Source organism: Demequina sp. NBRC 110054 (assembly GCF_002090115.1).
Taxonomy (GTDB): Bacteria; Actinomycetota; Actinomycetes; order Actinomycetales; family Demequinaceae; genus Demequina.
Genome location: NZ_BBRK01000004.1, coordinates 130682 through 156371, shown reverse-complemented (window position 1 = coordinate 156371; position 25690 = coordinate 130682). Strand labels below are relative to the sequence as shown.

21 protein-coding genes, 1 tRNA gene and 1 pseudogene are annotated in these 25690 nt (G+C 70.9%); 14 read left to right on the top strand and 9 right to left on the bottom strand.

Features of this window, described 5'->3' with window-relative positions; translation table 11 throughout:
* Nucleotides 1–111: 111 nt before the first annotated feature.
* Nucleotides 112–1500 (bottom strand): zinc-dependent metalloprotease, encoded by a 1389-nt coding sequence (locus tag B7K23_RS00710; RefSeq protein WP_234996349.1) that lies wholly within the window; start codon nucleotides 1498–1500, stop codon nucleotides 112–114.
* Nucleotides 1501–1609: 109 nt separating this feature from the next.
* Here B7K23_RS00710 and B7K23_RS00705 point away from each other — a divergent pair, with 109 nt between their 5' ends.
* From B7K23_RS00705 to B7K23_RS00680, 6 genes are all read left to right on the top strand, one after another.
* Nucleotides 1610–2737: a PDZ domain-containing protein gene (locus tag B7K23_RS00705; RefSeq protein ID WP_234996348.1), complete on the top strand. Its 1128-nt coding sequence runs from the start codon at nucleotides 1610–1612 to the stop codon at nucleotides 2735–2737.
* Between the two features lie 62 nt (nucleotides 2738–2799).
* Nucleotides 2800–5790: a UPF0182 family protein gene (locus tag B7K23_RS00700; RefSeq protein WP_084124249.1), complete on the top strand. Its 2991-nt coding sequence runs from the start codon at nucleotides 2800–2802 to the stop codon at nucleotides 5788–5790.
* Nucleotides 5791–5922: 132 nt separating this feature from the next.
* Nucleotides 5923–5999, top strand: a tRNA-Met gene (locus tag B7K23_RS00695).
* 175 nt (nucleotides 6000–6174) lie between these two features.
* Nucleotides 6175–7098, top strand: coding sequence for a fructose bisphosphate aldolase (locus tag B7K23_RS00690; protein ID WP_084124247.1), 924 nt, complete (start codon nucleotides 6175–6177; stop codon nucleotides 7096–7098).
* Nucleotides 7099–7209: 111 nt separating this feature from the next.
* Nucleotides 7210–8730: an amino acid permease gene (locus B7K23_RS00685; protein WP_084124245.1), complete on the top strand. Its 1521-nt coding sequence runs from the start codon at nucleotides 7210–7212 to the stop codon at nucleotides 8728–8730.
* Nucleotides 8731–8877: 147 nt separating this feature from the next.
* The gene (locus B7K23_RS00680) at nucleotides 8878–10233 is read left to right on the top strand and encodes an APC family permease (protein ID WP_143338021.1); all 1356 of its coding nucleotides are present in this window, start codon (nucleotides 8878–8880) and stop codon (nucleotides 10231–10233) included.
* A 216-nt stretch (nucleotides 10234–10449) separates the two neighbouring features.
* Here B7K23_RS00680 and B7K23_RS00675 read toward each other — a convergent pair whose 3' ends face one another.
* From B7K23_RS00675 to B7K23_RS00665, 3 genes are read right to left on the bottom strand one after another with little or no spacing between them, the layout of a single operon-like run.
* Nucleotides 10450–10815 (bottom strand): CrcB family protein, encoded by a 366-nt coding sequence (locus B7K23_RS00675; protein WP_084124241.1) that lies wholly within the window; start codon nucleotides 10813–10815, stop codon nucleotides 10450–10452.
* Nucleotides 10812–11216 carry a CrcB family protein gene (locus B7K23_RS15600; protein WP_159451250.1) on the bottom strand — a complete coding sequence of 135 codons (405 nt, stop codon included), beginning with the start codon at nucleotides 11214–11216 and terminating at the stop codon, nucleotides 10812–10814. The genes B7K23_RS00675 and B7K23_RS15600 overlap by 4 nt, the downstream gene beginning before the upstream one ends.
* 2 nt (nucleotides 11217–11218) lie before the next feature.
* Nucleotides 11219–11716, bottom strand: coding sequence for a DUF2505 domain-containing protein (locus tag B7K23_RS00665; protein WP_084124237.1), 498 nt, complete (start codon nucleotides 11714–11716; stop codon nucleotides 11219–11221).
* 136 nt (nucleotides 11717–11852) lie between these two features.
* Here B7K23_RS00665 and B7K23_RS00660 point away from each other — a divergent pair, with 136 nt between their 5' ends.
* Nucleotides 11853–13328: a sensor histidine kinase gene (locus B7K23_RS00660; RefSeq protein WP_084124235.1), complete on the top strand. Its 1476-nt coding sequence runs from the start codon at nucleotides 11853–11855 to the stop codon at nucleotides 13326–13328.
* A gap of 92 nt (nucleotides 13329–13420) precedes the next feature.
* On the opposite strand, the gene B7K23_RS00655 is transcribed toward B7K23_RS00660, so the two are convergent.
* On the bottom strand, nucleotides 13421–13675 hold the full coding sequence (locus B7K23_RS00655) for a WhiB family transcriptional regulator (protein ID WP_084124233.1): 255 nt from the start codon (nucleotides 13673–13675) through the stop codon (nucleotides 13421–13423).
* Nucleotides 13676–13852: 177 nt separating this feature from the next.
* On the opposite strand from B7K23_RS00655, the gene B7K23_RS00650 reads away from it, so the two are divergent.
* On the top strand, nucleotides 13853–14296 hold the full coding sequence (locus tag B7K23_RS00650; RefSeq protein ID WP_084124230.1) for a hypothetical protein: 444 nt from the start codon (nucleotides 13853–13855) through the stop codon (nucleotides 14294–14296).
* A gap of 4 nt (nucleotides 14297–14300) precedes the next feature.
* On the opposite strand, the gene B7K23_RS00645 is transcribed toward B7K23_RS00650, so the two are convergent.
* Entirely contained in the window at nucleotides 14301–16436 is a 2136-nt protein-coding gene (locus B7K23_RS00645; protein WP_084124228.1) for a hypothetical protein, read from the bottom strand.
* Between the two features lie 103 nt (nucleotides 16437–16539).
* On the opposite strand from B7K23_RS00645, the gene B7K23_RS00640 reads away from it, so the two are divergent.
* Together B7K23_RS00640 and B7K23_RS00635 are read left to right on the top strand one after the other, a co-directional pair.
* Nucleotides 16540–17217, top strand: a complete 678-nt coding sequence (locus B7K23_RS00640) for a response regulator transcription factor (RefSeq protein ID WP_084124226.1) — start codon at nucleotides 16540–16542, stop codon at nucleotides 17215–17217.
* Nucleotides 17218–17226: 9 nt separating this feature from the next.
* A complete protein-coding gene (locus B7K23_RS00635; protein ID WP_084124224.1) occupies nucleotides 17227–18549 on the top strand; it encodes a HAMP domain-containing sensor histidine kinase in 1323 nt (440 codons plus the stop codon).
* 95 nt (nucleotides 18550–18644) lie between these two features.
* Here the strand turns inward: B7K23_RS00635 and B7K23_RS00630 are convergent, their stop codons facing one another.
* Complete coding sequence (locus B7K23_RS00630) at nucleotides 18645–19193, bottom strand: GtrA family protein (RefSeq protein WP_084124221.1); 549 nt, start codon at nucleotides 19191–19193, stop codon at nucleotides 18645–18647.
* Nucleotides 19194–19225: 32 nt separating this feature from the next.
* On the opposite strand from B7K23_RS00630, the gene B7K23_RS00625 reads away from it, so the two are divergent.
* Nucleotides 19226–20371, top strand: coding sequence for a 5-(carboxyamino)imidazole ribonucleotide synthase (locus tag B7K23_RS00625; RefSeq protein WP_084124219.1), 1146 nt, complete (start codon nucleotides 19226–19228; stop codon nucleotides 20369–20371).
* On the top strand, nucleotides 20368–20874 hold the full coding sequence (gene purE / locus B7K23_RS00620) for a 5-(carboxyamino)imidazole ribonucleotide mutase (RefSeq protein ID WP_084124217.1): 507 nt from the start codon (nucleotides 20368–20370) through the stop codon (nucleotides 20872–20874). Before B7K23_RS00625 ends, purE begins: the two co-directional genes overlap by 4 nt.
* Nucleotides 20875–20919: 45 nt before the next feature.
* Here purE and B7K23_RS00615 read toward each other — a convergent pair whose 3' ends face one another.
* Both B7K23_RS00615 and B7K23_RS00610 read right to left on the bottom strand, forming a co-directional pair.
* Nucleotides 20920–22218 carry an LCP family protein gene (locus tag B7K23_RS00615; RefSeq protein WP_159451249.1) on the bottom strand — a complete coding sequence of 433 codons (1299 nt, stop codon included), beginning with the start codon at nucleotides 22216–22218 and terminating at the stop codon, nucleotides 20920–20922.
* 101 nt (nucleotides 22219–22319) lie between these two features.
* Complete coding sequence (locus B7K23_RS00610; RefSeq protein WP_143338020.1) at nucleotides 22320–23552, bottom strand: LCP family protein; 1233 nt, start codon at nucleotides 23550–23552, stop codon at nucleotides 22320–22322.
* Nucleotides 23553–23724: 172 nt separating this feature from the next.
* On the opposite strand from B7K23_RS00610, the gene B7K23_RS00605 reads away from it, so the two are divergent.
* Nucleotides 23725–24045, top strand: coding sequence for a WhiB family transcriptional regulator (locus tag B7K23_RS00605; protein ID WP_084124211.1), 321 nt, complete (start codon nucleotides 23725–23727; stop codon nucleotides 24043–24045).
* Between the two features lie 24 nt (nucleotides 24046–24069).
* A pseudogene (locus B7K23_RS16105) lies at nucleotides 24070–24705 on the top strand (glycosyltransferase family 2 protein); the annotation flags it as partial.
* Nucleotides 24706–25690 lie beyond the last annotated feature (985 nt).

The following is a 25690-nucleotide window of genomic DNA, read 5'->3' as shown; positions in this document are numbered from 1 at the left end:
CCCCAGCGTAGACGCGTGGTGCCGCGAAAGGTCGTCATCTCAACACGCCGTGTCGCGGCGAGTCGAGCGGACCGCTAGAGCCTAAGGCACGTGCGTGGCCGTGCGCGACCGCTACTCGTCGGGGTCGGAGTCGGATGCCTCACTCCCGCCGCCGCCGAGGAGCTTCTCGAGCTCGCGGTCCATGTCGTCCTCGGTCTCGCCGGAGACGCGACGCTCGACCCAGCCCGACCAGTCCTCGAGGTCGGCGACGGTCGGCAGCAGGTCGGGGTGCGACCAGACCTCGTCGCGCGCGGACGGGCCCGCCTTGGAGGCGAGCGCGGCCCACATCGACGCGGCGTCGCGCATACGTCGGGGACGCAGCTCGAGACCGAGCAGCGTCGCGAAGGTGTCCTCGGCGGGGCCGCCGGCGGCACGGCGGCGGCGCATCATCTCGCCCAGCTGGCTGAGCGACGCGAGGTGAGGGGCGGCGGCGCGCATCGTCACGTCCTGGACCCAGCCCTCGACGAGCGCCAGCAGGGTCTCGATCGACTCGAGGGTCGCGGTCTGCTCCTCGGAGGGCTCCGGGGCGAAGATCCCGCGCGTGAGGGCCTTCTGGAGCTTCGCGGGGTCGCCGTAGCCCGCCTCGCGGACCGCGTCGTCGAGCGCGTCGGCGTCGATCGCGATGCCCTGGGAGTAGCGCTCGATCAGCGCGTGCAGCTTCGCCTGGAGCCACGGGGCGGCCTGGAACAGGCGCACGTGCGCGGCCTCGCGCAGCGCGAGGAACGCCTTGACCTCGCGCTCGTCGACGCCCTCGAGGCCCCGCGCGAACTCCTCGACCGCGTGGGGGACGATCGCCACGCGGGCCTCGGAGAGCAGGGGGATGCCGAGGTCGGTGCCGCCGAAGGCCTCGCGGGCCATCTCGCCGGCGGCCTGGCCGACATGCATGCCGCACACCGTCGGGCTCACGGAGGAGAGCATCGCGCGGCCCTGCTCGCCGAGCAGCGCGTGCGTCGGGTCGTCCGGGTCGTCCGAGGAGGCGAGCTCGCGGCCCAGCACCCCGCCGAGGGCCTTCGAGACGCTCACGGCGACGGGGCCCGCGAGGGAGCGCCAGGTCGGGAGCGTGGCCTCGACCCACTCGGCTCGGCTCCACACGCGCGGCTCAAGGCGCGACGGGTCGAGGTCGGTCGCCGCGTCGAGCCACAGCTCGGCCTCGGACACCACCGCACGGTGCTCGGACGCGACCGCGGCGGATACGGTCGGGTCGCCGCCCTGTGCCGCGACGCCGCGCGCGACGTCGTGCGCGAGCTGCCAGTTCACGTCCTGTCCGTCGCCTTGCGACAGCAGGCCCCTGATCTGCTTGAGGACGTGGTCCATCATCGCGGGGGAGGCGCTCATGCCGGAGGCCTGCGCGAGTGCCTGAGGGTCCATCCCCATGCGCTGCAGCTCGGCGACCGCCTCATCGGCGTCGTCTCCGAAGAGCTCGCGCAGGAGGCGCATCCACGGGGTCTCGTCGTCGGTCACGGCGTCTCCTCGCCACTCGGGCGGCGTCCGCGGTTGCGTCGCCTTCACTCAAGGTAACGTTCGGCGGCGGCGATTGGGTCTCACGTTCGCTATGAGCAATGATGGGCCGGTGACCGAGCAGACGACGCCCGACCCCGTGGAGACCTTCGGGGCCCTGTACGACGCCGACGAGCCGGTCGTGACCCGTCGCGAGAGGGTCATGGGCATCGCGGGTCTCGTGACGAGCGCCCTCGTCGCGGTGATGGTCGTGCTGCCGTCGCCGTACGCGATCGGCGGACCCGGGCCCACGTACGACACGCTCGCCGACACCGAGGACGGCAAGCTCGTCTCGATCTCGGGCGCGCCGACCTACGAACCGTCCGGTGAGCTGCGTCTCACCACCGTCTCGGTCCAGGACGGTGGCTCGACCATGATGACGATGGGCTCGGTGCTGCGCGGATACCTGTCCTCGGACCAGTACACGACTCCCCGCGAGCTCGTGTTCGGGACCACCGAGGAGGAGGCCGACGAGGCCGAGGCCGAGTCCGAGCTCCAATGGGTGACCTCGCAGGAGGCCGCGACGGTCGCCGCGCTCGAGGCGCTCGGCACCGAGGTCGCGGCGACCCTCAACGTTGTCCAGGTCCTGTCCGACTCCGATGCCTTCGGCACCCTTGAGGACGGCGACGTCCTGCTCGCGGTCGACGGCGCGGAGCTCGACGGCTTCACGGATCTGTCGGAGGCGATCGCGGGCCGCGAGGTCGGCGACGTGCTCACGGTCACGGTCGAGCGCGACGGCGAGGAGATGGACCTCGAGTTCGCCCTCGTCGATGATGGCGAGGGCAACCCCATGATGGGCATCCTCGTGGACCCCGAGTTCGACCTCCCGATCGACGTCGAGGTCGCGATCGACACGGTCGGAGGCCCGAGCGCGGGCCTCATGTTCACGCTCGGCATCATGGATCTCCTCACCGAGGACGACGAGCTCAACGGCGCGCTGGTCGCCGGCACCGGCACCATCTCCTCGACGGGCACCGTGGGCGCGATCGGCGGCATCGACCTCAAGATGCTGGGCGCCGAGCGGGACGGCGCCGACTGGTTCCTGGCCCCCGTCGACAACTGCGGGGATGTCGTCGGCAACGTTCCGGACGGACTGTCCGTTGTCGCGGTGGAGGACATCGACGACGCCTACGACGCCATCGTCGCGATCGGTGCAGGGGAGACGGACGACCTGCCGACGTGCGAGGCTGTGGCAGGCTAGTCGGAAGCACCTTCGGGGCCGCGTGCGTGCGGTCCCGACCGATGAGCTCGTGAGGACCGACAGTGACGTTCGCCGCAGACGGCAACCAGCCCAGCCCACCACGCCCCATCCGCGTGCCACAGAGGCGCAGCCCGCTCGCCATCACCGCGATCGTGGTCGGCGTCATCGTGGTCGCGGCGGTGATCGCGGCGAACATCTGGACCGAGGTCGCCTGGTTCAACCAGCTCGACTTCTCCGAGGTCGTCTGGGTGCAGTGGCTGACCAGGGGCGTGCTCTTCGTGGTCTTCGGTGGCCTCGCCGCGGGAGCGGTGTGGCTGTCGCTCTTCCTCGCGAAGCGTGCGCGCCCGGCGCGCAGCGACGCGCGATCGAGCCTTGACCGCTATCGCGAGCAGATCGAGCCGCTTGAGCGTGCGGTGACCATCTCGCTCCCGCTGTTCGTCGGCCTCATCGCCGGCGGGGCGATGTCCTCCCAGTGGGAGACCTTCCAGCTCTTCCTCCACCGGCAGTCGTTCGGGACCGCCGATCCGCAGTTCGGGCTCGACGCGGGCTTCTACGTCTTCACGCTGCCGACGCTCAACGCGCTCGTGTCCTACGTGCTCACCATCGCGATCCTGTGCGCGATCGTCGCCGCCTTCGTCCACCTGCTCTACGGGTCGATCTCGGGTGGCGGACGCCAGTTCATCGCCTCGAAGGGCGCGCGCATCCAGCTCGCCGTGATCGGGCTCATCGTGATGCTCGGCGTCGCGGCGAACTACTGGCTCGACCGCTACAGCCTGCTCACGGCGCAGGGCGACCTCATCTATGGCGCGTCCTACACGGACGTGAACGCGGTGCTGCCGTCGCGCACGATCCTCGCGGGCATCGCGGTGATCGTGGGCCTGATGTTCCTCGTGGTCATCTGGCGAGCCGACTGGCGCATCCCGATCATCGGCGTCGGCCTGATGGTCATCGCCGCGGTCGCGATCGGCGGCATCTACCCCGCGATCGTGCAGCGCTTCCAGGTCGAGCCGAACGAGCAGGAGCTCGAGACCGACTACATCCAGCGCAACATCGACGCGACGCTCACGTCGTACGGCATCGACGACGTCGAGATCACTCAGTACGACGCGACCACCGAGGCCGACTCGGACGCGCTGCGCGGCGACGCCGACACCACGGCGCAGATCCGCCTGCTCGACCCCAACATCGTCGCGCCGGCGTTCCAGCAGCTCCAGCAGAACAAGCAGTACTACACGTTCAGCGACGAGCTCGTGGTCGACCGCTACGACATCGACGGCGAGAGCCAGGACACCGTGATCTCGGTGCGCGAGCTCAACCTCGACGGCCTGGACGATTCCAGCCGCAACTGGGTCAATGAGACCACCGTGTACACGCACGGCTACGGCGTCGTCGCGGCCTACGGCAACGCGGTGACCTCCGACGGCCAGCCGTCGTTCTTCGAGGGGGGCATCCCGTCGTCCGGCGAGCTCGGCGACTACGAGCCGCGCATCTACTTCGGCCAGAACCTGCCCGCGTACTCGATCGTCGGCGCCCCGGAGGGCGAGGGAGGTTGGGAGCTCGACTACCCGGACGATGACGCCGACAACGGCCAGCAGAACACCACCTACGAGGGCGATGGTGGGCCGTCGATCGGGAACCTGTTCGAGAAGCTCGCCTACGCGATCTCGTTCGGCGAGGAGCAGATCCTGTTCTCCGACCGCGTGACGTCGGAGTCGCAGGTGCTGTACTACCGCGATCCGCTCGAGCGCGTCTCGAAGGTCGCCCCGTACCTCGAGCTCGACTCGACGGCCTACCCCGCGGTCGTGGACGGCCGTGTGGTGTGGGTTGTCGACGGCTACACGACCACGTCGGAGTACCCGTACGCGTCGCTCATCAATACGACGGGACTGTTCGCGGGCGACGACGATGCTCTGATCCAGACCACGCTCAACTACGTGCGCAACTCGGTCAAGGCGACGGTCGACGCTTACGACGGCACCGTGACGCTCTACGCGTGGGACGAGGAGGACCCGATCCTCAAGGCCTGGGAGGAGGTCTTCGGCTCGGAGATCCACTCGGTCTCGGAGATCTCGTCGGACCTCATGAGCCACCTGCGCTACCCGGAGGACCTCTTCGAGATCCAGCGCTACCAGCTCTCCGAGTACCACGTGACCGACGCGGCGACCTTCTTCTCGCAGGGTGACTTCTGGCAGGTGCCGGAGGACCCCAACGACTCGACGCAGCGTCAGGATCCGTACTACCTGACCCTGCAGATGCCCGGTCAGGACGACCCGACCTTCTCGCTGACCACCAACTTCATCCCCGCGGGTGACAGTCCCAGGAACATCCTGACGGGCTACCTCGCGGTGAACTCGGAGACGGGGGACACCGAGGGCGAGGTCGACGAGGACTACGGCACGCTGCGACTGATGGAGCTGCCACGCGACACGACAATCCCAGGCCCGGGCCAGGTGCAGAACAACTTCAACGCTGACTCCGAGGCGCAGTCGGTGCTGAACCTGCTCCGCCAGGGCGAGTCGACCGTGGAGAACGGCAACCTGCTGACGCTTCCGGTGGGCGGCGGACTGCTGTACGTCCAGCCTGTCTACGTCCAGGCGAGCAGCGGCACGCAGGTGCCCCTGCTGCGCAAGGTGTTCGTGGCCTTCGGAGACGAGGTCGGGTTCGCCGACACGCTTGCCGAGGCGCTCGACCAGGTGTTCGGCGAGGGCGCGTCCGAGGGCGCGACCGATCCGGATGCGGGAGTCGACGGCGACGCCGTCGACGAGGAGGCAGGCACGTCCACGGACGACGCCGCGACGGACGACGGCGCTACGGACGATGCGACGAGCGAGCCCACCGAGACGGCGACTCCGGATGAGACGACTCCGGCAGCGACGGACGCGCAGGCGGCGCTCGACGAGGCCCTCGCCCGTGCGACCCAGGCGATCGAGGACGGCAACGCCGCGCTCGCGGAGGGTGACTTCGCCGCGTACGGCGAGGCGCAGGATGCGCTCAATGAGGCGCTCCAGGACGCGGTCGACGCATCGGACGCGCTGGACGCCGCCACGGAGTAGCCCTTCTGCAAGGGACGACGCGGGGTCGGGGGAGCGAGTCTCCTCCGGCCCCGCTCTTCGTCGGAGGCGGTCGGCGGTCCCGTGGTCATCGGTGCCGCGAAACGCTGGTAGAGTAGTAACCCGCAGCAACGACGCGGGGTGGAGCAGTTCGGTAGCTCGCCGGGCTCATAACCCGGAGGTCGCAGGTTCAAATCCTGTCCCCGCTACCACTCGGAAGGCCCGGACCAGATGGTCCGGGCCTTCGTCGTTCCCGGGCGGATGAGCCCCGAGGAGCAGGTGCCCGCGACCGTCACCCGGCGTAATCTGGAAGAACGAGAGAGCCGCCCCCAGTCGGGGCGTCGGCGTGGATGCCGCGACGCGAGGACGACGGAGAGTGAGGACCTCATGTCGTACGCAGACCGCCTCGCCCGCTTCGAGACGGGCGCAGGATTCATCGCCGCGCTGGACCAGAGCGGCGGCAGCACCCCCGGCGCGCTGAAGCGGTACGGGATCCCCGAGTCCGCCTACGAGACGGACGACGACATGTTCGACCTCATCCACGAGGCCCGCACCCGCGTGATCACGAGCCCGTCGTTCACCCGCACCCACATCCTCGCGACGATCCTGTTCCAGGGCACGGTCGACCGCGAGATCCACGGGATGGGCGTCGCGGACTACGTGTGGCACGTCAAGGGCATCCTCCCGATCCTCAAGATCGACAAGGGCCTCGAGGAGGAGTCCGACGGCGTGCGCCTCATGAAGCCGATCCCCGGCCTCGAGGACACCCTGGCCGCGGCCCTCGACAAGGGCGTCTTCGGCACGAAGGAACGCTCGGTCATCAGGGAGGCGAACCCGGCGGGGATCGCGCGCGTCGTCGACCAGCAGTTCGCGCTCGCCGAGCGCGTCGTGGCCGCGGGGCTCCTGCCGATCGTCGAGCCCGAGAACGACATCCACGCGCCCGACAAGGAGGCTGCGGAGGCGCTCCTTCACGAGCAGCTGCTCTCCCACCTCGACGCACTGGGCGACAGGAAGGTCGCGCTCAAGCTCACGATCCCAACGGTCGACGGGCTGTGGAGCGATCTCATCGCCCACCCGAACGTCGCCCGTGTGGTCGCGCTGTCCGGCGGCTACACGCGCGCCGAGGCCAACGAGCGCCTCGCTCGCAACCCGGGCCTCATCGCGAGCTTCAGCAGGGCGCTGCTCGAGGGCCTGACGGTGGACCAGCCGGACGCGGAGTTCGACAAGCTCCTGGGCGAGTCCATCGTGTCGATCTACGCGGCGTCGATGGCCGGAACGTCCGGGATGACCGAACTGCGAGGTGCCGCCTGAGAAGGCACGGGACCCAGGTCCTCGCGCGCGCGGTGGGAGCGGCGTAGTCTCGCGAGTCGTGTGTGTGACGATTCAACGAGACGCCGGTGCCGCGCGTCCTGAGAGGTGCGCATGACCGTTTCGACTCGCGGCGGCTGGTTCGCCGGCCGCACGGCGCTGCTGCTCGCCTTCGCCTTCTCCGTCATGGCGGATCCCGTGTCCTCCGTGGCCTACGCGATCGAGGCCGCACTCCACGCGCTGAACGGCCATCTGCCGTTGCTGCTCGGTGCGATGGGCCTTGTCGTCCTCGTCGTCGCGCTCGTCGTCACGAGCTATCACCAGCTCGTCGGTCGCTTCCCCGAGGGCGGCGGCGCGGCCGCGGCGACGGGAGCGGCCTTCGGAGACGGCTGGTCGTTCGTGCCGATGGGCGCGCTGATCGTCGACTTCGTCCTCACGATCGCGATCTCGGTCTCCGCGGGCGCGTCGGCGATCATCTCCTACATCCCCTCGCTCGCCCCGTACCGGCTGGGGCTCGCCCTCGGGCTGCTCGTGCTCGTCGCGGGCCTGATGTGGTTCGGGCACATGGGGCGCGCGGTCTTCGCGCTGCTCACCGTGATCTTCCTGGTCGCCGCCGTCGCCGTCCTCGTGTCGGTCGCGATGGGGGCCCCGACCGTGGCTGACACAGTCTCGGCCGAGGCCGCCGAGACCACCCTCCTGCACTCGGCTCCTCTGTCGGTGATCCTCGCCTTCCCCGTCGCGATGGCGCTCGCGACGGGCGTCGAGGCGCCGTCGTCGGCCATCGCGCAGCTCGCCCAGCTGGACGATGCGGGACGTCGCCAGTTCGGCCGCACCGCCCTGTGGCTCACGCTCGGCATCGTCGGCACGCTCACGCTGCTGCTCACCGCGTCCGTCGTCTACCTCGAGATCGGCCTGCCGAGCGAGGACTCGACCCTCGTCGCCGACCTCGCACGTGCGGCGGCCACTCCCGCGGTCTTCGCGCTGTTCCAAGGGGCCACCGCGCTGCTGCTGCTGTCGGCCGCGAGCTCGTCGTTCCAGGCAGGTCCCGGTCTCATGAAGGCGCTCGCGCGCCGCGAGGACGGCAGCGCCGGACACGGAGTCCTGCCGGCGATCCTCGGCAGGACGAACGCGCACCACACGCCCTATATGGGCGTCGCGCTGTTCCTTGCGCTGTCCGCCGTCGTCGTCGCCGCCGCGGGCGCGCGCGACCAGCGACTCGTCCTGTTCTACGCCGTCGCCGTGTTCGTGAGCTTCCTCATGGGCCTGATCTCCATGGCGATCCTCGCCCACCGTGACGGCCAGCGCCGCTGGGTCGTGCTCAACGTGGTCGCGGCGATCGCCGTGGGCTTCACGCTCATCATGAACCTCACGCGCGTCGCCGCTCTCGGCTCGCTCGCGGCCACCGCGATCGCCTCGGGGATCCTCTACTGGGCGTGGGTGCGCGCGGGCAAGCCGAGCGGAGCCTCGCACGCGGTCGCCGAGTCCGAGGCGGGGGAGGTCGAGGACGCGGACAGCCAGGACGATGCAGCCGTTCAGGAGTCGCCGCTCCAGGACGATGCCGTGGCCCCGTTGGCGTCGACCGAGTCTGAGGCTGTCGACGAGCCGGTTGCGGCGCGCGTGCGCGCCAAGCGCTGACACTGCCTTCCCGCCGACCCGACCTGTCGGCCTGACCGCCTCGGCATCGTTGCCGCCCCAGCATCGTCCCCGCCTGCGCATCGTCCCGTCCCCGTGCCTCCGGGCCCTCCTCTGGCCCGGGCGACCCGGCGCCTGTAGCCTGCCCGCGTGACGGCACGACGGGTGGGGCTGCTGGGTGCGACCGGCATCGGCGTGGGCTCGATGCTCGGTGCGGGAGTCTTCTCCGACATGTGGGTCGATGTCCTCGCCGCCGGGCGCTGGTACCTCCTCGCCCTCGGCCTCGCCGCCGCGATCGCGATCGCGAACGCGCTGTCGACCGCGCAGCTCGCCGCCGCGCATCCGGTCGCTGGAGGCTCATACGCGTACGGCCGAGCGGAGCTGTCCCACTGGGCCGGCCACGTGGCGGGGGCGGCGTTCCTCGTGGGCAAGACCGCCTCGGTCGCGGTCGGCGCGGTCGTGCTCGGCACGTATGTGCTCCCCGGGCATGCACAGGGGATCGCGACAGCGGCCATCGCGTTGGTATGGGCGCTGAATGCGCGCGGGATCACGAAGACCGCGGGGGGCGCGACCGCGATCGCGATCGTGGTCTCGGCCTCGCTCGCGGCGCTCGTCGCCTTCGCTGTCGGCACGCCGGTGATATACGGCTGGTTCGCGTACGCGCCGATGAGCGGCGAGACCTACGAGCCGAGCGTCCTCGACATCGCGCTGCACGGAGGCGAGGGGAGCCTCGCGCAGGTACCCGTCGCGGCCGCGGCCGCCTTCTTCGCCTTCGCGGGGTACGCGAGGATCGCCACGCTCGGGGAGGAGGTGCGCGAGCCCGAGCGCACGATCCCGCGCGCGATCGTCATCGCGCTCGCGGTCGTGCTCGCGCTCTACCTCGCGGTCGGGATCGCGCTCGCGGTCCACGTCGGCTACGACGGCCTGGTGGCGGTGCTTCCCCAGAGCGCGGATGCGGGCGAGGCGCTGCAGGACGCACCCCTCGAGCGGCTCGCGGACGCGGTCGGCTTCCCGCTCGGGCTCGTCACCGCGACCGCCGCCCTGAGCGTTTTCGGGGCCATGCTCGCGGTCCTCGCAGGCGCGGGCCGCACCGCCATGGCCATGGCGCGCGAGGGCGATCTGCCGCGCGGGCTCGCGCGACAGGGCGGGAGCGGGGCGCCGTGGCTCGCCGAGCTCGTGAGCGCCCTCGCCGCGATCGCGCTCGTGTGGACGCAGGGGACGAGCCTGCTGCTGGTCTCCGTGGCGACGATCCTCACGTACTACGCGGTTGCCAATGCGGCGGCGATCGCCCAGTCGCGGGGAGGTCGCCGCGCGACGCTCCGTGTCCCGGTCGCGGTGTCGGCTCTCGGTCTGGTCGGGTGCGTCGCGCTCGCGCTCGTCGCCGCACCCTCGGCCGTCGGCGAGGGCCCGGGATGGGTGCCGTGGGCGCTCGCGGTCACGGTGCTGGGCTGGCCATCCGTCGCCTTTCTCGCCCGACGGGGTGCGCTAGGACCGAAGTCCCGCTAGGATGATCAGCAGTTGACGTATCAACGCCAACTCGGCGCCTTCGGCGCCACGGCCCGCTGAGGCCGAACCGCACCCCGGTCCCCGGGGGTGCGGTTCGCCGGCCTCGCGCCGAACCTCACCCGTGAAGGCCGCAGGAATGACGTGTCCGCCGGCCCCGCGCGCCCACCGGCCCCGCGCCATGGCAGGCACCCGGGCGCCGCGGCCGGCGTCGAGGGCTCAGGCCCCGAGCGTCCAGCCGATCCAGGCCCCGCAGACCCCTACCGCGAACGTCGCGGCGAGGTACAGCGCCGCGTCGCGACGCCGTCCGTCCTGGAACAGCACGACGGCGTCGACGGCCATGCTCGAGAACGTCGTGAGCCCGCCGGCGAGCCCTCCACCGAGCACCACGAGCTCGGCCTCGGTGATGCCGCCCGCGGTCGCGGCGGCGGTGAGCCACGCCAGCAGTGTCGCGCCCGCCGCATTCACGGCGATCGTGGGCCACGGGAAGGACTGCGGGTGATCGATGCGCCCCACGAGGAAGCGCAGGACGGCTCCCACTCCGCATCCGGCCCCGGCGGCGAGCAGCAGCAGGGGAGACATCATCGCTCGTCACCCCCGACGTGCACGGCCTCCTCGCGGCCGGCCTCGAGTCCTCCGAGCCACCATCCGAGCGCGGCCGAGGCGACGGCGAGCAGCATCAGCACGCCGAGCAGGAGCCAGTTCGCGGGGTGAGCGGCGTCCACGCCCCACGTGAGCACCGCGACCGAGGAGAACGTCGTGAAGCCGCCGAGCAGCCCTGGCCCGATCGCGGGGAAGATCGCCCACCCGCCTTCGCGCTGCGCGCGCGAGACCACGAAGCCCAGCACGAGCGAGCCGACCACGTTCACGAGCACGAGGTCCCACGGCATCGTCCCGGTCGCGTGAGGAAGCGCCTGTCCGACCAGGAGCCGCAGCACGCCCCCGACGAAGCCTCCGGCCCACACGAGCGTGAGCGTGCGCCCCACGGTCAACGGCGCTCGGCGAGCCAGGTGTCGGCGACCTCGAGCTCGCCGTCCATCGTCTTCGTGACGGAGCCCACCAACGCGCGCTCGATCATCGGCCCCACTATCGGCATCGGGACCGCGACCTTGCCCGTGGCGAGCAGCTCGGTGCCGTCGCCGTCGGGTCGCAGGCCCAGCGCCCCCGCCACATGGCCGGGCGCTCCCATGATCTCGACTGCGAAGGTGCCGATGCGCTCGTGCTCCTCGGGTGGCTCCCACGCCTCGGTGTAGGTCACGACGAGTCTCGAGCCCACGAAGCCGCGCATCTCTGAGGGGATCGAGGACGTCGGCGCCTCGCGTCGCAGCGAGACGGTGAAGGCGGTGTCGGCGGTGCCGTCGACCAGCAGGTCGACCAGCCGCGCGCCCGAGGCCTCACCGCGCAAGCGCGAGAACCCCTCGTCCGCCAGCATGGCGACGACGGCGTCGAGCGGCGCGTCGAAGCGGTGGCGGTGCGTGAAGTCCATGCGTGTCTCCCGGTGTCCCTACGGCCTCTCAGCCTACCCCGCGAGAGCAGCGACTCCCTGGTATCAGGGGCCGCGCGACGGCGCCGGCGTGGGACGGGCGGCGGCGCCCGGTGTCAGCGGGCCGTAGGCTTGGACGGTGGCAAGCCTGAGAGAGACCGCGGAGCGCTTCGGCGCCCTCACCGACGCCGAGGCCGAGTGCCTGTCCCTGCTCGCGGAGGACTGGCAGATCATCGCCGACCTGTCCTTCGCCGACCTCGTCATGTGGCGTCCCGTGGACGACGGCTTCGTGGCGATCGCGCAGTGCCGCCCCTCCACCGGTCCCACGGTCCACCAGGACGATGTGGTGGGTTCCTTCGCCGCCGAGGGACGCGTCGCGCATCTTCGCACCGCCTTCGACTCGGGCGAGCTGGTCGCGTCGCGCGAGCCGCGCTGGGACGAGTCGTACGCGGTCCGCGAGGACGCGCTTCCCGTCGTCCTGGACGGCCGCCCGATCGCAGTGCTGACCAGGGAGGTCTCGCAGGCGGTGTCGCGCTCGTCGTCCCGGCTCGAGCTCAACTACAAGGGTGCCGCCGACGACATCCTGCACATGGTCACGCGCGGCGAGTTCCCCGTGCCGACCTCGGTCACCGGTCCGCGACGCGGCGCGCCGCGCGTCGGCGACGGCGTGCTGCGCCTCGACGCCGCCGGGCATGTCACGTACGCGAGCCCCAACGCGCTGTCGTGCTTCCACCGCCTCGGACTGACCGGCCCGCTCATCAACAAGTCGCTCCCGCGCGAGGCGAGCACGATGCTTCTCGACAAGGGTCAGATGGACGAGACCCTTGCGATGGTCGTCATGGGTCGCGCCGCCTGGCGCACCGACATCGAGGCGAACGGGGCGGCGCTGTCGCTGCGCGCGATCCCGGTGACGGAGAACGGGGTGAGGCACGGCGCCGTGCTGCTGTGCCGCGACGTGTCCGAGCTGAGGCGGCGCGAGCGCGAGCTCATCACGAAGGATGCGACGATCCGCGAGATCCACCACCGCGTGAAGAACAACCTGCAGACCGTGGCGGCGCTCCTGCGTCTCCAGTCACGTCGCGTCGATGCCCCCGAGGCCAAGGAGGCGCTCGCCGAGGCGATGCGGCGCGTGTCGACCATCGCGCTCGTCCACGAGACGCTGTCCGGCACGCTCGACGAGCTGGTGAACTTCGATGACCTGGGTCGCCGCGCGATGCGCATGGCCGCCGAGGTGGCGTCGCCCGGCGTTCAGGTGAGCATCGTGCGCGAGGGCGACTTCGGCATGATCCCCGCGCAGTGGGCCTCCTCGCTCGCGCTCGTGATGACCGAGCTCATCACCAATGCGGTGGAGCATGGCTTCGTCGGCAGGGAGCGCGGCGTCATCACCGTGCATGCCGACCGCGAGGCGGCCCGCGAACGGCTCCGCATCGCGATCCTCGACGACGGCGTGGGGCTGGCGGGCAGTCCGACGGGCCTCGGCTCGTCGATCGTGCGCACTCTCGTGGAGAACGAGCTCGACGGCTCGATCGAGTGGGTCGCCCGCGAGGACGGACCCGGCTCGGCGGTCAGGCTCGACGTGCGGATCGGCGAGGGGCCGGGCGAGGGTCGCTACTGACCGCGGCCTCGCCGCTCAGCTCGGCGCCTCGGCGCCGGGAACGGCAGAAGCCGCGCCGCCCCGAGGGGCGACGCGGCTTCGTTGTCGCTGGGTTACTTCGCGGCGCGGCGCGCGCGAGCGGCGCGGCGCTTGAGCGAGCGGCGCTCGTCCTCGGACAGCCCGCCCCAGACACCGGAGTCCTGGTTGTGCTCCATGGCCCACTGCAGGCAGGTCTCGCGGACGTTGCACGTGCCGCAGACGGCCTTGGCCTTCTCGATCTGAGAGATCGCCGGGCCGGTGTTGCCGACGGGGAAGAAAAGCTCGGGGTCCTCGACCTCGAGGCACGCAGCGTCGTTACGCCAATCCATCATGTACTCCTCTGGGTAAAAGAGAGCGACGGACCATCCAGCCATGGGGGTTGGCGGTGATCCGTCGCATCGTCGCTACATCACTGCCGAACATTTTCCCATTGTTACGAACAGATGACAAGGGGGAGCTTTCTGAGAATTTCCGCAGACCCGCCTCGCGGTCCTAGGGTGGGCGCCGTGAGCTCTCTCCGCCGTCGCGATCCGCTCGACGTTCTGGCCACGGTGCTGCTCGCCCTCGAGGCGCTTGTCCTCGTCGGTGTGGCCGCCGTCTATGCCGCGTACGCGATCGGGGGAGAGCACGTCGAGCTGGCCGCGACCCTCGGGATCGGCGCCTTCGCGCTCGCGATGGCGGGCGGCATCGCCCTCGTCACGCGCGGCTTCGCGCGCGGCGCGCGGTGGTCGCGAGGCGCCGCGCTGACCTGGCAGGTGCTGCAGGCGGCCGCCGCCGTGGTGATGCTGGGCGCGGTGCCCGCGATAGCGATCGCGCTGCTCGTCGCCTCGGCGGTCGTCGCCGCCGCGGCGATGCGCGCCTCCGCCCGCGACGCGGCTGCGGGGGCCGAGAACACGGACAGCACCGACGACACGGACAGCGCCGAAGGCGAGGCCGACGCGCAGGGCTGAGCGGTCAGCCCGCGGAGACCTCCTCGGCCGAGGAACCGACCGATGTGACAGTGCCGTCCTCGTTGACGACGCCGATGAGCCACTTGTAGTTGCGCGTGATGTACGTGACGGGGATGCGCTGCAGCGAGTAGCCGGAGTGGGTGACGACGGAGATCGCGACCCTCGTCGGCTCCTCGGTCCACTCGAGGTAGTCCTCGTTGCGGGTGACGACCACGGGCGCCTCGTCGAAGATCTCAACCATCTCCGCGAGGGTCTCCTGCGTGGGCTCGACGAGCGCGAGGACCACGGGCACGTCGCAGACCACGCGGATCGTGCCGAAGACCTCGGAGGTGCCGGCGAGCACGACAGGGCGCCCGTCGATCTCCTCGCACATCGCGTCGATCATCGCGTCGGCGCCGTCCATCTCCGTGGTGAAGACGTTCACCGCGGCCCCGACGGGGACGGAGCTGCCCGGCGACACCGACACCCAGGCGGTGATCGGCAGCACGACGAGCGCCGCGGCCACGACGCGCTTGCCCAGCTGTCGACTGTGCTCGCGGGTGAGACGTGCGGCGAGCCACAGGCCGCCGACGGTCGCGGCGATGGCGAATCCGGGCAGCGCGGCCGGCTCGAAGCGTCGGATCGACCAGATCTGGTCGGCGATGATCGCGGGCTTCCACAGGTAGAACAGCGTGGACGGCAGGATCGCGATGAGCGGCACCCACCAGTCGTAGCGGCCACGCAGTGCGCGGTAGGTCAGCACGCCGAATCCCACGAAGGCGAGCAGCACGAGCGGCCACGTGAGGTAGTAGCTCAGCCACGTGACCGAGCTCTCGGCGTAGGTCCTGGTCGGATCGCTCTCGAGCCCCGCGGAGGCCTGGAAGCCCTCGATGACGCTGTTGGTGAACTGCTCGGCGCTCGTGTCGGTGCCTCGCCTCGAGGTCATCCACAGAGGCCGCGAGGCGAGCACGGTGAACAGTCCGACCACCACGAGCCCGCCTGCGAGCGACCCGCGGTGGCCGAGCCCCGCGGTGAGGGCATGCAGCAGGCGGTCCATGCGGCTGCCCTCGACCCAGCTCATCGCCCACAGGAAGGCCAGCGCCGCGAGCACCGCGTACGCGCCGATCAACAGCGTCGTCTCGTCGCCCAGTCGCTCGAGGTAGGCGCGGCTCCAGCGGTAGAGCGACAGGTAGCCGCCCGCCAGGACGACGGCCTGCAGCGTCACATAGGCGAGCGCCGCGCCGCGCCGCCAGCGGCGGGGCGCGGCCGCGCCGGACAGCGCGAGCACGGTGCCGACGAGGGCGCCGAGCGCGAACACCGCGCCGTCGATGCGGGCGAAGACGGTCGCGCCCGACACGAACGCGCCGGCGAGCAGGGGAGCCCACGCGCGTTCGTTCACGCCGCGCCACGACCACAGGATCCCGGCGAAGACCAGCACGAGGGTGAGCGGCTCGGTGTACGCGGCCCTGGACAGTCCGATGTGCGCGACCGTCAGGCCGAGCAGTGCCGCGGGAGCCAGTGCGGCGAGCGGCGACAGGAGGCGGCGGGCGACGAGGTAGACGGCCGCCATGCCCGCGGCCCCGATGACGATGTTGGCGCCGTACACGCCGGCGGTGCCCGCGATCCACCCGCCGACGGCGATCGTCGCGGGCAGCATCTTGGCGCCCTGGGGCTGCACCGCGTCGCCGAGCAGGTTCCATGCCTGCGAGGCGTCCGGGATGAGGTTGCTCTGCAGGGCCGCCGCCTCGACCGCCCCAGACGCGGGGATGTCCGTGCTGGCGTGGTCGACGAGCCACAGTCCGCTGAGCGTGAGGAACCCGGGATCGCGCACGACGAGGATGTACTCCGCAGCGAAGAACAGGTTGACGACCACCCAGGCGGCGAGCCCTCCGACCAGGAGCATCCCGGCGAGACGGGCGCGCGGGTGCGGATCGGCGACGACGAGATGGCGCCACAGGAGCGCGGTCAGCACCGCGGCGAGCGGCAGCACGGTCCACCACCGATGGTGGCCGACCGAGACGAGCAGCCCCGCCGAGACCGCGATCGCCGTGACGAGCAGCACGAACGCGGACGGCGCTGACCTGAGCGCGGCGTCGAGGCGGCGCTGGAGCGGGGAGGACGTCGCCGAGGCCCGGATGTCGGCTCGCGACGAGTTGGTCATGGTTCCCGAGCCTACTGGCGACATGCCGTGCCTCGACGAGCCCGTGAGGAACTTGGGCTGCGGAGAACCTTGCATTGAGAGGCCCCGGCGGTATCGTGTCCTCATGACCCGCATTGTCTTGGTCGAAGATGACCCCACCATTTCGGAACCCTTGACCCGGGCTTTGACCAGAGAAGGCTACGACGTCGAGTGGTGTGGCACCGGTACCGAAGGTGTTGGGGCCGCGGAGGATGCCGACCTGGTGATCCTCGATCTTGGCCTGCCCGATATCGATGGCGTCGACGTCGCACGTCGCATCCGTGACAAGGGCCTCCAGGTGCCCATCCTGATGCTCACTGCGCGCGCGGACGAGGTCGATCTCGTGGTCGGCCTGGACGCTGGCGCCGACGACTACGTCACCAAGCCCTTCCGTCTGGCAGAGCTCCTCGCCCGCGTCCGCGCGCTGCTGCGCCGCCGCGCGGGTGCCGACACCGTGGGAGAGATCTCTGCGCGCGACGTGCGCGTGGATGTCGCGGGCCACCGCGCCTTCCTCGGCGAGAGCGAGCTCCAGCTCAGCTCGAAGGAGTTCGAGCTCCTCCAGGCGCTCGTGACCAACGCCGGCTCGGTCGTCTCCCGCGACGCCCTCATGCGTGAGGTGTGGGAGGCGGAGTCGGGCGCGCCGTCGAAGACCCTCGACATGCACGTGTCCTGGCTGCGCCGCAAGCTGGGCGACGACGCCGCGAATCCCCGCTACATCACCACGGTGCGGGGGATGGGCTTCCGCTTCGAGAGCGGCGACTAGGCCCGCGCCGTGCGGCGCAAGCTGCTCCAGGCCACCGTCTCCGCGCTCCTGGTCGCGGTGGTCCTTCTCGGCATCCCCCTCGGCGTCGCCGCGGCCCAGCTGATCTTCAGCTCCGCGGAGCAGGACCTCGGCCTGCGCGCCTCGACCGCCTCGCGCGCGATCGAGGTGCGTTACGACCTCAACGACACGATCGACGAGCGCACGCTCGAGGCCTTCGTGTCCGAGGCGCGCGGCGCCCCCAAGTACATGGTCGTCACGCTGCCTGACGGCACCGAGCTGTCGGCGGGGGAGCAGCCGGATCCTGCGCTCGTCGGCTCGTATGTCGCGAGCTCGGGCGTGTTCGTGAAGATGTACGTCGCGTGGTGGGACGTCTTCCTTGACGCGGCTCAGCTGGTGGGGCTCGTCTTCGCCGTCGCATTCGTCGCGATCGTCGCGGGCATCGCGATGGCCTCATGGCAGGCCGAGCGCCTCAGCCGGCCGCTCGTGTACCTCGCGGCCTCCGCCGAGCAGGTCGGCTCTGGCCAGACGCGACCGCGCCTCGAGCGCACGGGGGTCGAGGAGATCGACCTCGTCGCCGAGGAGCTCTCGCGCTCGGCCGATCGCATGGCCGCGCGGCTGGCCGCGGAGCGCCAGTTCGCCTCCGACGCCTCCCACCAGCTGCGCACCCCTCTCACGGCCCTCACGATGCGGCTCGAGGAGATCTCGCTCATGACGGATCGCGACGAGGTGCGCGAGGAGGCCGAGGCCTCGCTCGAGCAGGTCGAGCGGCTCGTCGGCGTGGTCGACGACCTGCTGGGGCGTTCGAAGCGCGCGCTCGGCGCGGGCACCGAGCTGCTGTCGCTCGACGAGGTCTTCAGCCAGCAGCGCGAGGAGTGGGCCGCGACGTTCGCGAAGGCGGGTCGCAGGCTCACGATCGAGGACACGGACAGCTCCGTCTTCGCGACGCCGGGCGGCCTCGCGCAGGTGCTCGCCACGCTCATCGAGAACTCGCTGCACCACGGAGGAGGCACGACGACCGTCTCCGCGCGCGAGTCCGGCTCGAGTCACGCGATCGTGCTCGAGGTCAGGGACGAGGGCGACGGGGTGCCAGACGACCTCGCGCCGCGGATCTTCGAGCGCGAGGTGACCTCCGGCAGGGGCCATGGCCTGGGCCTCGCGCTCGCGCGCGACCTCGTCACGGCCGACGGCGGCCGCCTCGAGCTGTCGCAGCGCCGCCCCGCGGTGTTCTCGGTGTTCCTCCAGGGCGTGCCGCAGATGGTCGACCTCGAGAAGGTGGTCCCGCACGGGCGCGCGCTCAAGCAGCGCACCCGCTGGGTGTGGGGCAGGGGCTAGGGGAGACGGATGTCTCCTGGAATCGCACCAGGCCTGGGAACCAGGCGGTTTCCGGGCCTGGTGCGATTCCAGGGCGCGGACGGGCCAGGGCCGGGCTAGGGGCGGGGCTCGTCGGCGACCAGGGACGATGCGTCGCCCGGCTTCGCGACGCCCGTCCCTGATGCGACGACGGTGCCGGACACATCGTCCCTGTCCTCGGGGTCCTTGAACAGGAACAGCCGGTACGCCCCATAGCGCGCGATCGTGCCCAACCCGATGCCGATCATCGCGGCGATGTTGTCCGCGAGCGGTGACGTGAGCCCGAGCACGTGGTGGGACACCCCGACCGTGCCGGACTCGATCAGGAGCGCGGCGCCGTTCACCACGAGGAACATCAGCGCCTCGTGGCCGGGCTTGTGGACGCTCATGCCGCGGAAGGTCCACCCGCGGTGCGCGACCCACGCGAAGGCGATCGAGACGAGCGTCGCGATCAGCTTCGCGGTGACGACGCGGTCGTCGTCCCCGCCGATCTCCGCGTCGGGCGCGAATGGGCCGAGGCGGAGCAGGTTGAACGTGCCGAGGTTGACGAACACGCCCACGACCCCGACCGTGGCGAAGCGCGCGAGCTCGCCCGCTCGCGAACGCACCCAGGCCACGATCGTCATGCCACAGCATTTTACGCGGGTAGTTTTGACCCATGACCCCGCCTATCGTCGCCGTCGTCGGCGGCGGCCAGCTGGCGCGCATGATGGCGCCCGCCGCGACCGAGCTCGGCGTGATCCTGCGCGTGCTCGTCGAGTCGCCAGCCGCCGCCTCCGCGCTGCCCGCCCATGAGACCGTCGTCGGAGTGCCGTCCGACCCCGAGGCCGTCGCGGCGCTGCTCTCCGAGCCCCGGCCCTCTGTGCTCACGTGGGAGCACGAGCACATCCCCGCCGAGGTGTTCGCGGCGGCGGAGGCCGTCGGAGTCCCCGCGCTTCCGGGCCTCGGTGCGCTCACCTTCGCGCAGGACAAGATCGAGATGCGCGTGCGCATGGACGCGCTCGGGCTGCCGAACCCCGACTGGGCGCCGGTGACCACGGAGGCCGAGGTCGCATCGTTCCTGTCCTCCCACGGGGGAGAGGCGGTCCTCAAGACCGCGCGCGGCGGCTACGACGGCAAGGGCGTCCGCATCGTCCGCGACGCCGCCGAGGCCTCCGACTGGCTCGCGGCGGCGGCCGACGGAGGTCCCCGGGTCCTCATCGAGGCCAAGGTGCCGTACACCCGCGAGCTCGCGGCGCTTGCCGCGCGGCGGCCGTCCGGCGCGGTCGTGACGTGGCCCGTCGTCGAGTCGATCCAGCGCGACGGAGTCTGCTCCGAGGTGATCGCCCCGGCGCCCGGCCTCACCGACGACGAGTCGGACGAGGCCCGCGCCGTCGCCGCTCGCGTCGCGACCGAGCTGGGCGTCGTCGGGGTGCTCGCGGTTGAGATGTTCGACACGGGCGAGCATGTGCTGATCAACGAGCTCGCGATGCGCCCGCACAACTCCGGCCACTGGACCCAGGACGGCGCGGTGACGAGCCAGTTCGAGCAGCACCTGCGCGCGGTGCTCGACCTGCCGCTCGGGTCGACCGAGGCGCTCGCGCCCGTCACCGTGATGGCGAACGTGCTCGGGGGCGCACGCGAGGACCTCCCGACCGCTCTCGCGGACGTGGACGATGCGGGGGCGAAGATCCACCTGTACGGCAAGGAGGTCCGGCCTGGTCGCAAGGTGGGGCACGTGAACGTCACAGGCGAGGACGCGGACGACGTCTACCGCCGTGCTGTCGCCGCCGCCGCTATCGTGAGGGACGGAGGTGCGGCATGAGCGAGCAGCCGATCGTCGGGATCGTGATGGGGTCGGACTCCGACTGGCCCGTGATGCAGGCGGCGGGGGAGGCCCTCGCCGAGTTCTCGATCCCGTTCGAGAAGGACGTGGTCTCCGCGCACCGCATGCCCGAGGAGATGATCGCGTACGGCCGCTCGGCGGCGGAACGCGGCCTGCGGGTCATCATCGCTGGCGCTGGCGGAGCCGCCCATCTGCCGGGCATGCTCGCCTCGGTGACGACCCTGCCCGTCGTGGGCGTGCCCGTCCCGCTGAAGCACCTCGACGGCATGGACTCGCTGCTCAGCATCGTCCAGATGCCCGCGGGCGTGCCCGTCGCGACCGTGTCGATCGCGGGCGCGCGCAACGCCGGACTGCTGGCCGTGCGCATGCTCGCCTCGGGCACCGATGAGCTCGGCCGTCGTCTCACGGTCGAGATGGAGGGCTTCCAGGACTCGCTGCGGGAGACCGCTCACGCCAAGGGCGAGGCGCTCCGCAGGGCGTAGACGTCCCGCTCCCGGCGGAGGCCGGAGCCCCGGGGTCAGCGAGTGTCAGACCTCGCAGGCCGCGAGGATCTCCTCTTCGGTGTCCCGGCTGATGTTGTAGGACTTCTCGGGGGGCACCGGCAGGTACATCGTCGACTCGTCCTCGGAGAGGTCGGCGCGCTCGGAGGAGTCGGTCTCGTCCTCTGTCGTGTTGGCGTCGTCGATCTCGTCGAGCGCATCCTGGAGCCCGGAGTCGTCCCGGATCGCGGCCCAGACCGCCTCGGCGTCCGACGTGAGGACCACGTCGCCAGAGCCGTCGCCCGCGTACGCCCACGGCGTCGTCGTCATCACGACGTTGTCGAGGTCGATGTTGCGCAACGAGTACAGCAGGCCGAAGTCGTACGTCACGGAGCCGAAGTCCTCGGACATCGTGAACGACTCGGTCGCGGCCTTGACGAACTTCGTGAGGACGCTGACGTCGGTGAACGCGTTGACGCTGAGCGCCTTCTCGATGATCGCCTCGATCAGCTGCTGCTGCCGCTCGATACGCATGAGGTCGGTGCCGTCACCCAGGTTGTAGCCGGTGCGGGCGCGGGCCCAGGCCAGGGCCTCCTTGCCGTTGAGCACCTGCGCACCCGCGTCGAGGTCGAGGTTCGCCTTCTTCGAGTAGACGTCGTAGGGGATGCACATCGGCACGCCGCCGAGCGCGTCGACCATGTCGCGGAAGCCGCTGAAGTCGGCGACGACGTACTGCCCGTCGAACTCGATGCCGGTGAGGTCGTTGATCGTGCGCATCACGCACGCGGCCGCCTCGGAGGGGTCGTTGTTGAAGCCGTAGCCGATCGAGAACGCGGTGTTGAACTTGGCGGTCCAGCCCGTCTGCGTCTGACCGTCGAACGACTCGCACGTGGAGATCGCGACGCGCGTGTCGCGCGGGATCGAGACGAGCTCGACGCGACTGCGGTCCGCGGAGATGTGCACGATGATCGTCGTGTCGCCGCGGGCACCGTCGACGTAGCCGCCGATGTTCTCGTTCTCGCCAGAGCGGACGTCCGACCCGATGACGAGGATGTTGAGGTCCTCGCCAGCGTTCTCGTCGACAGGGTCGTCGGAGTCGCCGGAGGAGACGGGGGAGGAGATGTACTCGGCGCCGTCGCCCTCGTCGTCGCCGCCGCCCGCGATCGCGCTGATGTCCTTGGTGTTGGCGTTCCACTGGATCATGGCTGCGCTCGCGAAGCCGAACGAGCCGTAGAAGCCGACGACCGCGAGCGTGACCGACGCGACCGAGGACATCACGATTCCGTGGTGTCGGCGGGTGGCGTGGCGCGGGCGCAGGCGCGCGCGGCTGAAGCTCGTCTTCGTCATGAGTGCCGTCATTCTATGCGGTGCCAGCGCAGAGAATGCGCAGAGTGTGGCAGATGCCTCACGCGTCCGGTGGCGGGGCGCCTGGGTGCCTCAGAAGCGCGCTACGCGCCGCACTCCGCGAGCAGGTCGTCGACGACGGACTCGTCGTCCGTCGCGTCGGCATCCTCGCTGGTGCTGGCCGTCGCCTCGGGCGTCGCCGTGGCGTCGCCGTGCCCCGTGTCCCACTCGGACGAGGCGTCGCCCTCCGCATCCACGGTGAGCGGCTCATCGTTGCGAAGCTGCTCCCACATGGTCTCCGCGTCCTCGGTGGCGACCACGTTGAGGTAGTCCTCGGTGTACTCCCACGGCACCGTCGCGAAGACGACATCGTCGATGCTGAGCCCGCGCAGGCTCCACGCGAGCCCTTCCAGATACTCGAGATCGCCGAGCTCCTCATCCATCGTCATCGCGCTCGCCATGGCGCGGACGAACTGCGTGATCTCGTCCGTGTCGGTGAGGATGTTCTTGCCCAGCAGCGTGCGGATCGTCTGGCGCAGCAGCTCCTGCTGGCGCGTGATCCGCTGCAGGTCGGAGCCGGAGACCCCGCCCTCCTCGGCGGTGCGCAGCCTCGCGTACGCGAGCGCCTGCTTTCCGTCGAGGACCTGCGCGCCCGCGTCGAGGTAGAGGTGGGCCTTCTTGGAGGAGATGTCCTGCGTGATGCACATGGGGATGCCGCCGATCGCGTCGACCATGTCCTTGAAGCCCTCGAAGTCGACCACGGCCCAGTGGTCGATCGCGACCCCGGTGAGGTCCTGCACGGTGTTGATGGTGCAGGCCGCGGCCTCGGCTGCGCTTCCCTGCGTGCCCCCGTTGGCGAACGCGTTGTTGAAGTCGCCGTACCACCCGTACACGGTGGTCCCGTCGAAGAGCGTGCAGTCGGACACCTGCACCTGGAGGTCGCGGGGGATCGAGATGGCCTCTACTCGGGTGCGGTCCGCGGAGATGTGCAGCAGCACGGTGGTGTCGTTGCGCATGCCCCCGACATCGCCGTTGCCGTCCGCGTTGTCCCCCGAGCGCGTGTCCGAGCCCATCAGCAGGATGTTGAGGTCGTCGCCCGCGTCGGTGTCGACCGGACCGGCAGATGCGGACGCGGTCGCCTCGACCTCGTTGATCAGCTCGGTGACGTCGTGCGTGTCGAACTCACCCTCGACGAGGTGGGCGAACACCTGGTAGCCGACGAGCACGAAGCCCATCACCGCGGCGACGAGCATCGTGCCGATCCGCAGCACCGCGTGGCCCGGCTGACGTGCGCCGTGGCGGCGTGCGGGGCCACTTCTCCCGCTCGAACTCGTCACGACGTCCGATCCTAGTCATCGAGTGACTCGCGTCTGCGCGAGGGATCGCTCCGTTTCCATCGTCCCTGCACCCAGTGCAGGATGTCACTCTCGACTTGACGGACGCGGATGACACGGGTGTAATTCCCTGTAGGCGGGGGTGGCTCCCCCGCGGCGAATCGGAGGGAAGCCTATGTGGAGCATCTACGACGGCACAGTCCCCTCGGACGCCGGCGCGCCAGCACCGACGCTCGCACCCGTGGTCGACATCTTCGACGCGGTGGAGGACGACGGACCGCTGGCATGGCAGGAGCGCTCTCTGTGCGCTCAGACAGATCCTGAGGCATTCTTCCCCGAGAAGGGTGGATCGACACGCGAGGCGAAGAAGGTGTGCGCGTCGTGCGAGGTCCGTCAGGAATGCCTGAACTACGCTCTTGAGAACGATGAGCGTTTTGGGATCTGGGGTGGGCTCTCTGAGCGCGAGCGTCGCAAGCTCAAGCGGCGCGCTGTCTAGTCGGCTTTCCGCGAGGGACGGGTCGTGAGCACGGCGCGTCCTGTCGTGCGCGCGATCGTCGTCTCCGACGGCCGATCCGCGCATCTGACCGCGGTGCTCGGAACGCTGGCCGAGCACGAGTACGACACCCTCGACGTCGTGGTCGTCGGTGGCGACGCCCCCGAGCTTCCGCCAGGGCTGCGCGGCGATATCGTCTCCGCGCCCGGGGCGACCTACCGTGAGGCCGTCGACTCGGCGCTTGCCAGGCACCCCGATCTCGACCGCGACTATCTGTGGCTGCTCCATGACGACACGGCGCCGCTGCCGGGCGCGCTCTCCGTGCTCACCGCGACTGCTCGCAAGCGTCGCAGGGCCGTCATCATCGGCGCCGCCCAGGTCCGGTGGGACGAGCCCAGCCGACTGGTCGGCCTTGCGGCGACCACCTCACGGGTGGGCGCGCGGCGCGTCTCCCTGGTCGAGGAGGACGACGTCAACCAGGGCCAGCACGACTCCCGCGACGACGTGCTGGCGGTCAGCCTCGCGGGCGCGCTCGTGCGCCGCGACTGGTGGGTCGAGTCGGGCGGCACGGACGATGCGTACCGTGGCTTCGGAGAGAGCCTCGACCTGTGCCGGCGCGCCTGGAGATCGGGATACGACGTCGTCGTCGTCCCTGCGGCACGCATCCGCCATGCGCAGGACGGCCTCAACGGCGAGCGGACCGGGTCGGCCCGAGGCCGCGCGTCCAGCTACGCGGCCAGGCGGACCGGCGAGTGGTACCACTCGCTCGCGTACGCGCCCGCCGCGGTCGTGCCGCTGCTTGTGCTCTGGTCCTTCCTCGCGGTGCCGGCGAGGCTCGTGCTCCGTATCGCCCAGAACGACGGTCGCACGGCGTTCTCCGAGCTCGGGGTTCCCTGGCGGCTGCTCGGAAGGCTCGGATCGCTACCACGCAGCCGACGTGTGGTCCGGAAGGCATCCGCGGTGCCGACCAGCATCGAGCGCCCCCTGCTCGCGACGCCTCGAGAGGTCCTGCATCATGTCCGCGTCGCGGAGCTCGGCGCCTACGACGCATGGCGCGAGAGCCACGCGCCGAGCGACGTCGAGCGGGCCGAGCTCGCCGTCGCGGCGGGGCGGCGGCGGCGCGGCCTCGCGGTCACCGCCCTGCTCGCCCTCGTGGTCTCGCTCGCCCTGCACGCCGACTGGTTCGTGGGGCTCGCGCGAGGAGAGATGCTGAGCGGCGCCGTCCTCGGTGTGACCGACCTGTCGTTCTCCGACGTCTGGACGCGGGTCGTGACCGCGTGGGACCAGTCGGGCTTCGGGGGCCCCGCGCTCGACTCTGCGTACGCGTCCCTCATGCTTCCGCTCGCCGCGATCCCCGGCGGTCTGCGCGTCGGCTTCGCGCTGCTGCTGGGACTCGCGCCGCTCATCGCCGCCCTCGGCGGCTGGGCGGCAGCCGGCGCAGTCGTGCGCTCGGCATGGGCCAGGGGCGCCGCCGCGCTCGCCTACGCGATGTGGCCGCTGTTCCTCGTGGCGGTCTCCGACGGTCGGGTCGGCGCCGTGATCGCGCACCTGGCTCTGCCCTGGGTGCTGTTCGGGATCGTGCGCGGCGCGGGCTGGCATCGCGGCGAGCCGGTGGGCGACGGCGAGTACCCGCGGATCGCCCAGGCCT

Excerpts from the sequence above, each read along its gene's own strand:
- B7K23_RS00690 (WP_084124247.1), top strand. The coding sequence starts at position 6,175 with ATGTCGTACGCAGACCGCCTCGCCCGCTTCGAGACGGGCGCAGGATTC.
- B7K23_RS00685 (WP_084124245.1), top strand. The coding sequence starts at position 7,210 with ATGACCGTTTCGACTCGCGGCGGCTGGTTCGCCGGCCGCACGGCGCTG.
- B7K23_RS00675 (WP_084124241.1), bottom strand. The coding sequence starts at position 10,815 with ATGATGTCTCCCCTGCTGCTGCTCGCCGCCGGGGCCGGATGCGGAGTG.
- B7K23_RS00665 (WP_084124237.1), bottom strand. The coding sequence starts at position 11,716 with ATGGACTTCACGCACCGCCACCGCTTCGACGCGCCGCTCGACGCCGTC.
- B7K23_RS00655 (WP_084124233.1), bottom strand. The coding sequence starts at position 13,675 with ATGGATTGGCGTAACGACGCTGCGTGCCTCGAGGTCGAGGACCCCGAG.
- B7K23_RS00645 (WP_084124228.1), bottom strand. The coding sequence starts at position 16,436 with ATGACCAACTCGTCGCGAGCCGACATCCGGGCCTCGGCGACGTCCTCC.
- B7K23_RS00640 (WP_084124226.1), top strand. The coding sequence starts at position 16,540 with ATGACCCGCATTGTCTTGGTCGAAGATGACCCCACCATTTCGGAACCC.
- B7K23_RS00630 (WP_084124221.1), bottom strand. The coding sequence starts at position 19,193 with ATGACGATCGTGGCCTGGGTGCGTTCGCGAGCGGGCGAGCTCGCGCGC.
- B7K23_RS00625 (WP_084124219.1), top strand. The coding sequence starts at position 19,226 with ATGACCCCGCCTATCGTCGCCGTCGTCGGCGGCGGCCAGCTGGCGCGC.
- purE (WP_084124217.1), top strand. The coding sequence starts at position 20,368 with ATGAGCGAGCAGCCGATCGTCGGGATCGTGATGGGGTCGGACTCCGAC.
- B7K23_RS00615 (WP_159451249.1), bottom strand. The coding sequence starts at position 22,218 with ATGACGAAGACGAGCTTCAGCCGCGCGCGCCTGCGCCCGCGCCACGCC.
- B7K23_RS00605 (WP_084124211.1), top strand. The coding sequence starts at position 23,725 with ATGTGGAGCATCTACGACGGCACAGTCCCCTCGGACGCCGGCGCGCCA.